Origin of the sequence: Streptomyces sp. NPDC058459, assembly GCF_042721685.1 — a bacterium.
Taxonomy (GTDB): domain Bacteria; phylum Actinomycetota; class Actinomycetes; order Streptomycetales; family Streptomycetaceae; genus Streptomyces.
The window spans coordinates 1-11,571 of sequence record NZ_JBHXLV010000202.1; the positions used below are offsets into that span (position 1 = coordinate 1).

The following is an 11,571-nucleotide window of genomic DNA, read 5'->3' on the forward strand; positions in this document are numbered from 1 at the left end:
CCCCACAACCCGCGCCCCCCCCCCCCTTCACCAAAATTACCCCCCGCGCCCCCCCCCCCGACCGAGGGGGGGGGGCCCTCGGCTCTTCCACACGGTTTCCCACAGGGGGTTCGTCATGCCCGAGTTGCCCGAGGTCGAGGTCGTCCGGCGGGGTCTTGAGCGGTGGGTCGGCGGGCGTACCGTCGCCGGGGCCGAGGTGCTGCATCCGCGTGCCGTACGGCGGCACCTGGCGGGGGCCGAGGACTTCACGCACCGGCTGAAGGGGCACCGGTTCGGCACGCCCAGCCGGCGCGGCAAGTACCTGTGGCTGCCGCTCGCGGACACCGGGCAGTCCGTCCTCGCCCACCTCGGGATGAGCGGCCAGCTGCTGGTACGGCCGCACGCGGCGCCGGACGAGAGGCATCTGCGGGTCCGGGTCCGGTTCGCCGACGACCTCGGCACCGAGCTGCGCTTCGTGGACCAGCGCACCTTCGGCGGACTCTCGCTGCACGACAACACCGCTGAGGGCCTGCCCGACGTGATCGCGCACATCGCCCGCGATCCGCTGGACCCGGTCTTCGACGACGAGGTGTTCCACCAGGCGCTGCGCCGCAAGCGCACCACGATCAAGCGGGCCCTGCTGGACCAGTCGCTGATCAGCGGGGTCGGCAACATCTACGCGGACGAGGCGCTGTGGCGCTCCCGCCTGCACTACGAGCGGCCCACGGCCACCTTCACCCGCCCGGTGACGGCCGAACTCCTCAGCCACGTACGGGAGGTGATGAACGCGGCCCTCGACGTCGGCGGCACCAGCTTCGACAGCCTGTACGTCAACGTCAACGGCGAGTCCGGCTACTTCGACCGCTCCCTGGACGCCTACGGCCGCGAGGGCCTGCCCTGCCGCCGCTGCGGTACGCCGATGCTGCGGCGCCCCTGGATGAACCGGTCCAGCTACTTCTGCCCGAAGTGTCAGCGGGCGCCACGCGTCTCGTCGTAGCGGGCGCGGGCGGCGAGGACCTCGTCCATGGCGCCCTCCACGCACTCGATGAGCGCGAGCAGCCGCTCGGCGACCCGGCGGCCGAGCGGGGTGAGCTCGTAGTCCACGCGGGGCGGGTTGACCGGCTGTGCCTCCCGGCGCACCAGCCCGTCCCGCTCCAGAGCCTGGAGCGTCTGGGACAGCATCTTCTCGCTGACCCCGGCGACCCGCCGCCGCAGCTCGTTGAACCGCAGCGACCCGTCGTACAGCGCGCCCAGCGCCAGGCCGCCCCAGCGCCCGGTGACATGCTCCAGCGTCCCGCGCGACGGACAGGCCCTGGCGAACACGTCGAAGTCGAACCCCTCGCCGGCCCGCTCCTGAATACTCCCGCTCATAGCGCAAGGGTAGGCGAGCGGGACGCTAACCGCCAGGATGCACTAACCATGGGTTAGCGCGATCGAGGGTAGGAGTCGGTCGACGGGGAGGGGACATCGTGCGGTACCGCAGGTCATGGACATGGGCGCGCAACAGCCCCGCGGCGGCGTTCCTGATCGCCGCGATCTGGGCCGCGGCAGCCGTCGTACGGCTCATCGACCGCCCGGACGAGGGCGGCTCACTCGCCCTCGTCCTGTGCGCCGCCGTCTCCGTACCGGTCTGGACCGCGACAGGCGTCAAACGCCTCCGGGCGCGGCGGGCCGACTCGCTCAGTAGCCGAAGTCCTGAGTCCACCAAGGCCCGCCCGAGCCCTGGTGGATGCCCACGCCGAGGGTCTTGAAGTCGCAGTTGAGGATGTTGGCGCGGTGGCCGGGGCTCTTCATCCAGGCTTCCATGACGGCCGCCGCGTCGGTCTGGCCGCGGGCTATGTTCTCGCCGCCGAGGCCCGTTATGCCGGCCTTCGCCGCGCGGTCCCAGGGGCTGGCGCCGTCGGGGTCGGTGTGGTCGAAGAAGGAGCGCGCGGCCATGTCGCTGCTGAACGCCTCGGCCAGCCCGGTGAGCGCGGAGTTCGCTGCCACGGGGGTGCAACCGACCTTCGCCCGCTCCACGTTGACCAGCCGCAGCACCTCGGCCTCGGCAGCCGCCTGCGCCGACACGTTGACCGCGGCGGAGGCCACCGGCGCCTTCGGCTCGGGAGCCGGGGCCTTGGTCCGGGCCTCGCTGGGCTTCGGGGCGGGCGCGGGGTCGGCGGCCGGCTTGGACGGGGCCGGCTTCGGGGCCGGGGCCTGGGAGGTCGGGGCCGACGCCGGGGCGGACGGGGCCGGGGACGCCGGCGTCGTGGTGCGCTGGTCGCCCGCCGACGGTGCGGTGACGGGGGCGCCCTGGGCGCCCGGGGTGACCGGGGTGCCTGGGGTGTCCGCGCTGCCGGTGGAACCGCCCTGCTCGCTGGCCACGTTGCCGGTGTCGCCCACCGCCTGCACCGTCTCACCGGGCCCGGAGGTGGTGCCGCCGATCCGGTAGTTCTGCAGGCCGGGCACCGCGCCCGTGGCCACGGCGGCCGTGCCGAGGGCGACGGCGGCGGAAACCCCCAGCAGACCCGTGCGCACCGGGGTGGCGGCCTTCCTGGCGCGCCGGTGACCGCGCTGCCGCGTGCCGACCCTGGCGGCGAAGTCGTTCTCCAGGGCTCTGCGCTCGTCGTCGGTGGCGTACAGATAGTCCGCGCTGCGGACGGTGGTCCCGGCGTACGCCTGCGGCCGCTGGTGCGGCATCGCAACCCTGGGTTCGTACGACTCCGGTCCCGAGCTCACCGAACCGGATCGTCGATGGCGTCCCATGCCCCTGCCCCATTCCTCGTACTCGCGGTCGGCCGACGCCGGGTCGCGGCGTTACCCCCTGGCCGAACCAACTCACTCCATCGAGTGAGTTTCAGATGAGAGTCATTGGACCGGGACGGTACCGCATACCACTGGGGCAGGGTGCGTCTCGCGGGACATCCGGCGGCTAGATTGCGGTCATGAGTGAGGAAGTACGGCTGGTCGCGTGGGTGCGCGGACAGGTCCAGGGAGTGGGTTTCCGCTGGTTCGCGCGTGCCAGGGCGCTGGAGATCGGCGGGCTGAGTGGTTTTGCTCTCAATCTCGCCGACGGACGGGTCCAAGTGGTCGCCGAGGGGCCACGCGCGGGCTGCGAGGGGCTGCTCGGCTGGCTCCGGGGTGCCGACACGCCCGGCCGGGTCGACGGTGTCACCGAGATCTGGGACACACCGCGCGGCGGTTACGACGGCTTCGCCATCCGCTGATCCGGCATCGCCCGAGACCCTCTTTCACGCCCGCGCGGGCGTGCTCCGAAGGGGTGACCGGAGCGGAAACAGGCTGGTGGTTGCCAAGAACGGCGCGGCGTGGCAGGCTCCCGTAGGTACAGCTGATCGTCGCGCCCCGAGGGCCCCGCAGGAGCAGCAGCGCCGCCGTCCACCGGCCGCGTGCAGCGGGTGCGCCCCCCAATACGGGGTGTGATCGTGTTGACCGTCAAACTTTTTGGTGAGACGCTGAAAGCCCCGCGCATCTTGGCTGTTTGGCATGGCGAACGGCAGTGCAACACCAGCGTGTGCCAGGCATGCCGGGTGCGAATCCCTCACGACCCAACCGCATAGGTCGGTCACTCAGTGTGGAGGACCATCCATCATGGCAAAGGCGCTTCTCGGTTACGTCGGCGGCTCCGACCCGCGACTCCTCGCCGAGATGCGACGGCTCCAGCAGCGCGTACAGGATCTGGAATCCGAGCTGACTCGGATCCAGTCGGAGAACGACGCGCTGACGGCTGCCGCTTCTCAGGACAGGATCATGGAGAGCATCGACGCACACCAGGCGGAGCCTGCGCTCACCTGATCGCCGCGTCGCACCCCGTCGCGGCGGTCGGGCCCGCCCGTATCAACCGCTTGCGTGGCACTCGCTTCAGGTAGACCGGACGGCGGAGCCCGTCCGTCCGAGTCCTCAGGGACGCTTCGGCGTCCCTCAGTTCTTTCCCCCGCGCATCCTTTCAACCCCTTCAACAAATGGTGTGCCCTTCGTGTACATGGGCGAAACCGTGGGGTTGCGAGTGTTCGTGGAGTGAGATACCACCTGCCCGGTAAAGTCCGGCCGCGTGCACCTCAAGGCCCTGACCCTCCGCGGCTTCAAATCGTTCGCCTCGGCGACCACACTCCGCTTCGAGCCGGGCATCACCTGTGTCGTCGGCCCGAACGGCTCCGGCAAGTCCAACGTCGTGGACGCGCTCAGCTGGGTCATGGGCGAGCAGGGCGCCAAGTCGCTGCGCGGCGGCAAGATGGAGGACGTCATCTTCGCCGGCACCACCGGCCGTCCGCCGCTGGGCCGCGCCGAGGTGTCCCTCACCATCGACAACTCCGACCGCGCGCTGCCCATCGAGTACGCCGAGGTCACCATCACGCGGATCATGTTCCGCAACGGCGGCAGCGAGTACCAGCTCAACGGCGACACCTGCCGCCTGCTGGACATCCAGGAGCTGCTGTCCGACTCCGGCATCGGCCGCGAGATGCACGTCATCGTCGGCCAGGGCCAGCTGGACTCCGTACTGCACGCCGACCCCATGGGCCGGCGCGCCTTCATCGAGGAGGCGGCCGGCGTCCTCAAGCACCGCAAGCGCAAGGAGAAGGCGCTGCGGAAGCTCGACGCGATGAAGGCCAACCTCGCGCGCGTGCAGGATCTCACCGACGAACTCCGCCGCCAGCTCAAGCCGCTGGGCCGCCAGGCCGCCGTCGCCCGCCGCGCCGCCGTCATCCAGGCCGACCTGCGCGACGCCCGCCTCCGCCTCCTCGCCGACGACCTCGTACGGCTCCGTGAGGCGCTCGGCGCCGAGATCGCCGACGAGGCCGCCCTCAAGGAACGCAAGGAGACCGCCGAACGCCAGCTGCGCGACGCCCTCCAGCGTGAGACCCGCGTCGAGGACGAGGTACGACGGCTCGCGCCACGCCTCCAGCTGGCCCAGCAGACCTTCCACGACCTCTCCCAACTGGCCGAACGGGTGCGCGGCACCGTCTCGCTGGCCGAGGCCCGCGTCCGCAGCGCGACCTCCGCGCCTCCCGAGGAGCGGCGCGGCCGCGAACCCGAGGACCTCGAACGCGAGGCCGCCCGCGTCCGGGAGCAGGAGGCCGAGCTGGAAGCCGCCCTGGACGCGGCCCGGCACGCCCTCGACGACACCGTGGCCCACCGCGCGGAACTCGAACACGCGCTCGCCGCCGAGGAACGGCGCCTGAAGGATGCCGCCCGTGCCATCGCCGACCGCCGCGAGGGCCTCGCCCGGCTGTCCGGCAAGGCGGGCGCCGCCCGCTCCCGCGCCGCCTCCGCCCAGGCCGAGATCGACCGGCTGGTCGCCGGCCGCGACGAGGCCCAGGAACGCGCGGTCCACGCCCAGGAGGAGTACGAGACGCTGAGGGCCGAGGTCGACGGGCTCGACGCGGACGACGCCGATCTCGCCGAACGGCACGAGGCGGCCAGGCTGCGGCTCACCGAGGCGGAGGCAGCACTCGGCGCCGCCCGAGACGCCGTCACCGGAGCCGAACGCGAACGGGCCGCCCTGCGCGCCCGCCACGACGCCCTCGCCCTCGGCCTGCGCCGCAAGGACGGCACCGGCGCCCTGCTGGCGGCCCGCCACCGCCTCACCGGCGTCCTCGGCCCCGCCGCCGGCCTCCTCACCGTCGCCCCCGGCCACGAGACCGCACTCGCCGCCGCCTTCGGCACCGCCGCGAACGCCCTGGCCGTCACCACCCCCGCGTCGGCGGCCGAAGCCATCCGCCACCTGCGGAAGGAGGAGGCGGGCCGGGCGCCGATGCTGGTCACGACGGGGGAGGGGGGAGAGGGGGGAGAGGGGGGCGAGGGGGGCAGGCAGGAGGCAGCGGGCGAGTACCCGTTCGCCGCCGATCTCGTCCGGGGTCCCGCCGAGCTGATGTCCGCCGTGCGGCGGTTGCTGCGGGGGATCGTGGTGGTGGGGACGCTGGAGGAGGCCGAGGCGGCCGTGTACGCGCGGCCCGAGCTGGTCGCGGTGACCGGGGAGGGGGATCTGCTCGGGGCGCACTTCGCGGAGGGGGGCTCGGCCGGGGCGCCCAGTCTGCTGGAGGTGCGGGCCGCCGTGGACGAGGCCGCCGCCGGGCTGGCGGAGCTGGCCGTGCGCTGCGAGGGGCTGGGGCGGGCGCAGGAGGCGGCGGCCGGGGTGCGGGCCGAGGCCGCCGCGCTCGTGGAGGACGTGGGGGAGCGGCGCCGGGCCGCCGACCGGGAGAAGTCGGCCGTCGCCCAGCAGCTCGGCCGGCTCGCCGGGCAGGCGCGGGGCGCCGCCGGAGAGGCGGAACGGTCGGCAGCGGCCGCCGCCCGTGCCCAGGAGGCGCTGGAGCGTGCCGTCGCCGAGGCCGGGGAACTGGCCGAGCGGCTGGCCGTCGCCGAGGAGATCCCGGCCGAGGAGGAGCCCGACACCTCCGTACGCGACCGGCTCTCCGCCGACGGTGCCAACGCGCGGCAGACGGAGATGGAGGCCCGTCTTCAGGTGCGTACGCACGAGGAGCGGGTGAAGGGGCTCGCCGGGCGCGCCGACTCGCTGGACCGGGCCGCCCGTGCGGAGCGCGAGGCACGCGCGCGTGCGGAGCGGCGGCGGGCCCGGCTGCGCCACGAGGCGGCCGTCGCCGGGGCGGTCGCGGACGGTGCCCGGCAGCTGCTGGCGCACATCGAGGTGTCTCTCGCCCGGTCCCAGCGGGAGCGCGACGCGGCCGAGGCCGACAAGACGGCCCGTGAGCGGGAGTTGGCCGACGCGCGCGGGGCGGGTCGTGAACTCAAGGCGGAACTGGACAAGTTGACGGATTCGGTGCACCGGGGCGAGGTGCTCGGCGCGGAGAAGCGGCTGCGCATCGAGCAGGTGGAGGCCAGGGCGCTGGACGAACTCGGGGTGGAGCCGGCGGGGCTCGTCGCGGAGTACGGCCCGCTCCAGCCGGTGCCGCCTTCCCCGCCGGCGGAGGGTGAGGAGCTGCCGGAGGACCCCGGGCACCCCCGTAACCAGCCGCGCCCCTTCCATCGCGCGGAGCAGGAGAAGCGGCTGAAGTCGGCCGAGCGCGCCTACCAGCAGCTCGGGAAGGTGAATCCGGTCGCGCTGGAGGAGTTCGCGGCGCTGGAAGAGCGGCACAAGTTCCTCAGCGAGCAACTGGAGGACCTGAAGAAGACACGGGCCGATCTGCTGAAGGTGGTGAAGGAGGTAGATGAGCGGGTGCAGCAGGTCTTCACCGAGGCGTTCCGGGACACCGCCCGCGAGTTCGAGGGCGTCTTCGCCCGGCTCTTCCCCGGTGGTGAGGGGCGGCTGGTGCTGACCGACCCGGACGACATGTCGGCCACCGGGGTGGACGTGGAGGCGCGCCCGCCGGGGAAGAAGGTGAAGCGGCTCAGCCTGCTGTCCGGCGGCGAACGGTCGCTGACGGCCGTAGCGCTGCTGGTGTCGATCTTCAAGGCCCGCCCCAGCCCCTTCTACGTCATGGACGAGGTCGAGGCGGCCCTGGACGACACCAACCTCCAGCGGCTGATCGGGATCATGCGGGAGCTTCAGGAGAGCTCGCAGCTGATCGTGATCACGCACCAGAAGCGCACGATGGAGGTCGCCGACGCGCTCTACGGCGTCTCGATGCAGGGCGACGGTGTGTCGAAGGTCATCTCACAGCGGCTGCGTTAGTCGTTCTCTCAAGGTCCATGGCGTTTGCGTTTACTTCTTGAACGAACTAAGTGTCGGAGTATCTCCTAACTCATACTGATCCGAGTAGTGACTTCGGAACTTGAAGACATAGTCTCTGCAACGTTGCTTTAACCTTCAGGTGTAAGTAGCGCCAAGTTGTGCGCCACTGGAACCTGGAAGGGCTCGCCCCCCCACCCGGCAGCGTTGCCGTGGCCCGAGGAGTTACACGTGACCAGCACAGCGCAGGCACCCCAGCCAGGAGCCAGGTCGGCTCACCCCGAACATCTCGGGCACGTCATCTTCATCGCGGCCGCCGCCGCGATGGGCGGTTTCCTGTTCGGCTACGACAGCTCCGTGATCAACGGCGCCGTCGAGGCCATCCGCGACCGTTACGACGTGGGCTCCGCCGCGCTGGCCCAGGTCATCGCCATCGCGCTGATCGGCTGTGCCATCGGCGCCGCCACCGCCGGCCGCATAGCCGACCGGATCGGCCGTATCCGCTGCATGCAGATCTCCGCCGTCCTCTTCACCGTCAGCGCCGTGGGCTCCGCCCTTCCGTTCGCGCTGTGGGACCTCGCCTTCTGGCGCATCATCGGCGGTTTCGCCATCGGCATGGCCTCGGTCATCGGCCCGGCCTACATCGCCGAGGTGGCCCCGCCCGCGTACCGCGGCCGGCTCGGCTCCTTCCAGCAGGCCGCGATCGTCATCGGCATCGCCATCTCCCAGCTCGTCAACTGGGGCCTGCTCAACGCCGCCGGCGGCGACCAGCGCGGCAAGCTGCTGGGCATCGAGGTCTGGCAGGTCATGCTGGGCGTCATGGTCGTCCCGGCCGTCCTCTACGGCCTGCTCTCCTTCGCCATCCCCGAGTCCCCGCGCTTCCTGCTCTCCGTCGGCCGCCGTGAGCGCGCCCGCGAGATCCTGGCCGAGGTCGAGGGCAAGGACGTCGACCTCGACGCGCGGGTCTACGAGATCGAGCACGCGATGAAGTCCGAGCACAAGTCGTCCTTCAAGGACCTGCTCGGCGGCGGCTTCTTCTTCAAGCCGATCGTCTGGATCGGCATCGGCCTCTCGGTCTTCCAGCAGTTCGTCGGCATCAACGTCGCGTTCTACTACTCCTCCACCCTGTGGCAGTCGGTCGGTGTCGACCCCACCGACTCCTTCCTGTACTCCTTCACGACGTCGATCATCAACATCATCGGCACCGTGATCGCCATGATCTTCGTGGACCGCGTCGGCCGTAAGCCGCTGGCCCTCATCGGCTCGGTCGGCATGGTCGTCGGTCTCGCGCTGGAAGCCTGGGCGTTCTCCTACCACCTGGTCGACGGCAAGCTGCCCGCCACGCAGGGCTGGGTCGCCCTCGTCGCCGCCCACATCTTCGTTCTCTTCTTCGCCCTCTCCTGGGGCGTGGTGGTCTGGGTCTTCCTCGGCGAGATGTTCCCGAACCGGATCCGTGCCGCCGCCCTCGGTGTCGCCGCGTCCGCGCAGTGGATCGCCAACTGGGCCATCACCGCGAGCTTCCCGTCGCTGGCCGAGTGGAACCTCTCCGGCACGTACGTGATCTACACGGTCTTCGCCGCGCTCTCCATCCCGTTCGTCCTGAAGTTCGTCAAGGAGACGAAGGGCAAGACCCTGGAGGAGATGGGCTGAGCGCCCCCCGGACTCGAGGAGAAGGGCCAAGTCCCCGCTGCCCCTCTCCTCGCGCCTCCACCGCCCCCGTCCCGGCCACTGCCGGGGATGGGGGCGGTGTTGTGTCCTGCGGCGCCGGTCGGCGCGCCCGCTGACGGCGACCGCCGCGCCGAGGCCGGTCGCGGCCGGCCCATCGGTGCCGCCGACTCCGCCACCTCCGCGGCATTCGCCTCCCGGAGGAAATGCCAGGTGCGTGGAAGCCCCTTCGTCGGATACCCCATGGCCGATACTGGTCGGGTTATGGAAACCATCATCCTTGCTGTAGTCATCGCTGTGGTCGTGCTCGGCGCGCTCGGCGGGCTCCTCGTCACCGGCAGGCGCAAGAAGCCGCTGCCCCCGCCCCCGCCCTCGACACCCGACCTGACCGCGCCCCCCGCCGAACCACACGTCGGTGACGAGGCCGAGACCCCGCGCGACGAAGAACGCCGGACCATCGAGGAGGTGGATCTGCCCGGCGGCGGCGCCCCCACCACCGTCGAGGAGCCCCCCGCCGCCGCGAAGGCCCCCGAGATCGAGATCCCGGAGCCCAGCACCGGACGTCTCATCCGGCTGCGCTCCCGCCTCTCCCGCTCCCAGAACGCCCTCGGCAAGGGCCTGCTCACGCTGCTGTCGCGCGAGCACCTGGACGAGGACACCTGGGAGGAGATCGAGGACACCCTCCTCACCGCCGACGTCGGCGTCCAGCCCACCCAGGAACTGGTCGAGCGGCTGCGCGAGCGCGTCAGGGTGCTCGGCACCCGCACTCCCGAGGAACTGCGGGCCCTGCTCCGCGAGGAACTGCTGAAGCTCGTCGGCACCGACCTGGACCGCGAGGTCAGGACCGAGCCCGAGAGCCGCAAGCCCGGCATCGTGATGGTCGTCGGCGTCAACGGCACCGGCAAGACCACCACCACCGGCAAGCTCGCCCGGGTCCTGGTCGCCGACGGCCGCACCGTCGTCCTCGGCGCCGCCGACACCTTCCGCGCCGCCGCCGCCGACCAGCTCCAGACCTGGGGCGAGCGCGTGGGCGCCCACACCGTGCGCGGCCCGGAGGCCGGCGACCCCGCCTCCGTCGCCTTCGACTCGGTGAAGGAGGGCAAGGAGATGGGCGTCGACGTGGTGCTCATCGACACCGCAGGCCGGCTGCACACCAAGACCGGTCTCATGGACGAACTGGGCAAGGTCAAGCGCGTCGTGGAGAAACACGCCCCGCTGGACGAGGTGCTGCTCGTCCTCGACGCCACCACCGGCCAGAACGGCCTGGTGCAGGCCCGTGTCTTCTCCGAGGTCGTGGACATCACCGGCATCGTGCTCACCAAGCTCGACGGCACCGCCAAGGGCGGCATCGTCATCGCCGTGCAGAAGGAACTGGGCGTCCCGGTCAAGCTCATCGGCCTCGGCGAGGGCCCCGACGACCTGGCGCCGTTCGACCCCGAGGCCTTCGTGGACGCGCTCCTCGGTGACTGACCCCCGCGCCGCACCACTCGCGTCGGTCACCGCCCGGCGAGCTCCGCCAGCATGGCGCCGGTCGCCGCGTCGGCCGGGAGGAACGCCTCCAGCCGGAGTTCGGCGACCGTGACATCGGTGGCGGTACCGAAGTGGGTGAGCGTGGTGACGAGCGTCATCTCCCTGCCGTCGGGCGGGCCGTCCGCCCGCAGCCGCAGGGGGACGGCGAAGCCCATATGGTCCGGTGACGGACGCGGGCGCGGCGGCGCCAGGGCGGTGAGTTCGGCCGCCAGACGGCGCAGCCGGTCGTCCGGGTTCCGCGTGTTCTCGTCCCGCACGCGGTCGACGATGTGCCACGCCCACTCGTCGAGATTGACGATGCGCGGTGCGAGGCCCTCGGGATGCAGCAGCACCCGCGGCACGCTCACCGGCGGTTCGAGCAAGTGCGCGGCGACGCCCGCGGTCAGGGCGCCGAAGGCGGCGTTCGCCGAGACCAGGTCGCCGTGCCGGTCCACGACCACCGCCGGATACGGCAGGTGGCCGCGCAGTATCCGTTCGAGGGCGGCGCGGATCGGTTCGAGCCGGGCGGCGTCCATACGGGTCTGCGGGTAGGCCGGGGCGAAGCCGGCCGCCAGGAGCAGTTCGTTCCGCTCGCGGATCGGCACCCCCAGGGACTCGGCCAGCCGGATGATCATCGACCGGCCGGGGGCCGACCGCCCGCTCTCCAGGAAGCTGACATGCCGCTGTGTCGTACCGGCGCGCACGGCCAGCTCCAGCTGGCTGACGCGTCGCCGGGTGCGCCACTCGCGCAACGCGCCGGGGAATCCGCCGATGGCCGGTTCGCTGATCACTTCCCC

At 71.9% G+C, this 11,571-nt stretch carries 9 protein-coding genes; 6 read left to right on the forward strand and 3 right to left on the reverse strand.

What is annotated here, in order from left to right; translation table 11 throughout:
* The first annotated feature begins 115 nt into the window (after positions 1 to 115).
* The gene (gene mutM / locus ACFWN1_RS27095; RefSeq protein ID WP_384367201.1) at positions 116 to 976 is read left to right on the forward strand and encodes a bifunctional DNA-formamidopyrimidine glycosylase/DNA-(apurinic or apyrimidinic site) lyase; all 861 of its coding nucleotides are present in this window, start codon (positions 116 to 118) and stop codon (positions 974 to 976) included.
* On the opposite strand, the gene ACFWN1_RS27100 is transcribed toward mutM, so the two are convergent.
* Positions 949 to 1,350 carry a winged helix-turn-helix transcriptional regulator gene (locus ACFWN1_RS27100; protein WP_384367204.1) on the reverse strand — a complete coding sequence of 134 codons (402 nt, stop codon included), beginning with the start codon at positions 1,348 to 1,350 and terminating at the stop codon, positions 949 to 951. The genes mutM and ACFWN1_RS27100 overlap by 28 nt on opposite strands.
* A 309-nt stretch (positions 1,351 to 1,659) precedes the next feature.
* Positions 1,660 to 2,724, reverse strand: coding sequence for a CAP domain-containing protein (locus ACFWN1_RS27105; RefSeq protein ID WP_384367207.1), 1,065 nt, complete (start codon positions 2,722 to 2,724; stop codon positions 1,660 to 1,662).
* A gap of 179 nt (positions 2,725 to 2,903) precedes the next feature.
* Between ACFWN1_RS27105 and ACFWN1_RS27110 the strand changes: the two genes are divergently transcribed.
* The 5 genes from ACFWN1_RS27110 (at position 2,904) to ftsY (ending at position 10,735) form a co-directional block, all read left to right on the forward strand.
* Entirely contained in the window at positions 2,904 to 3,185 is a 282-nt protein-coding gene (locus ACFWN1_RS27110; RefSeq protein ID WP_384367210.1) for an acylphosphatase, read from the forward strand.
* 382 nt (positions 3,186 to 3,567) lie between these two features.
* On the forward strand, positions 3,568 to 3,771 hold the full coding sequence (locus ACFWN1_RS27115) for a hypothetical protein (protein WP_030808525.1): 204 nt from the start codon (positions 3,568 to 3,570) through the stop codon (positions 3,769 to 3,771).
* 256 nt (positions 3,772 to 4,027) lie between these two features.
* Complete coding sequence (gene smc, locus ACFWN1_RS27120) at positions 4,028 to 7,603, forward strand: chromosome segregation protein SMC (protein WP_384367213.1); 3,576 nt, start codon at positions 4,028 to 4,030, stop codon at positions 7,601 to 7,603.
* Positions 7,604 to 7,831: 228 nt separating this feature from the next.
* Positions 7,832 to 9,250, forward strand: coding sequence for a sugar porter family MFS transporter (locus tag ACFWN1_RS27125; protein ID WP_384367216.1), 1,419 nt, complete (start codon positions 7,832 to 7,834; stop codon positions 9,248 to 9,250).
* A 279-nt stretch (positions 9,251 to 9,529) separates the two neighbouring features.
* Positions 9,530 to 10,735, forward strand: a complete 1,206-nt coding sequence (gene ftsY, locus ACFWN1_RS27130; RefSeq protein WP_384367219.1) for a signal recognition particle-docking protein FtsY — start codon at positions 9,530 to 9,532, stop codon at positions 10,733 to 10,735.
* A 26-nt stretch (positions 10,736 to 10,761) separates the two neighbouring features.
* On the opposite strand, the gene ACFWN1_RS27135 is transcribed toward ftsY, so the two are convergent.
* Positions 10,762 to 11,565 (reverse strand): helix-turn-helix transcriptional regulator, encoded by an 804-nt coding sequence (locus ACFWN1_RS27135; protein WP_384367222.1) that lies wholly within the window; start codon positions 11,563 to 11,565, stop codon positions 10,762 to 10,764.
* Positions 11,566 to 11,571 lie beyond the last annotated feature (6 nt).

What these genes read in the sequence shown, in the direction of transcription:
- mutM (WP_384367201.1), top strand. Translation starts at nt 116, where the DNA reads ATGCCCGAGTTGCCCGAGGTCGAGGTCGTCCGGCGGGGTCTTGAGCGG.
- ACFWN1_RS27100 (WP_384367204.1), bottom strand. Translation starts at nt 1,350, where the DNA reads ATGAGCGGGAGTATTCAGGAGCGGGCCGGCGAGGGGTTCGACTTCGAC.
- ACFWN1_RS27105 (WP_384367207.1), bottom strand. Translation starts at nt 2,724, where the DNA reads ATGGGACGCCATCGACGATCCGGTTCGGTGAGCTCGGGACCGGAGTCG.
- ACFWN1_RS27110 (WP_384367210.1), top strand. Translation starts at nt 2,904, where the DNA reads ATGAGTGAGGAAGTACGGCTGGTCGCGTGGGTGCGCGGACAGGTCCAG.
- ACFWN1_RS27115 (WP_030808525.1), top strand. Translation starts at nt 3,568, where the DNA reads ATGGCAAAGGCGCTTCTCGGTTACGTCGGCGGCTCCGACCCGCGACTC.
- ftsY (WP_384367219.1), top strand. Translation starts at nt 9,530, where the DNA reads ATGGAAACCATCATCCTTGCTGTAGTCATCGCTGTGGTCGTGCTCGGC.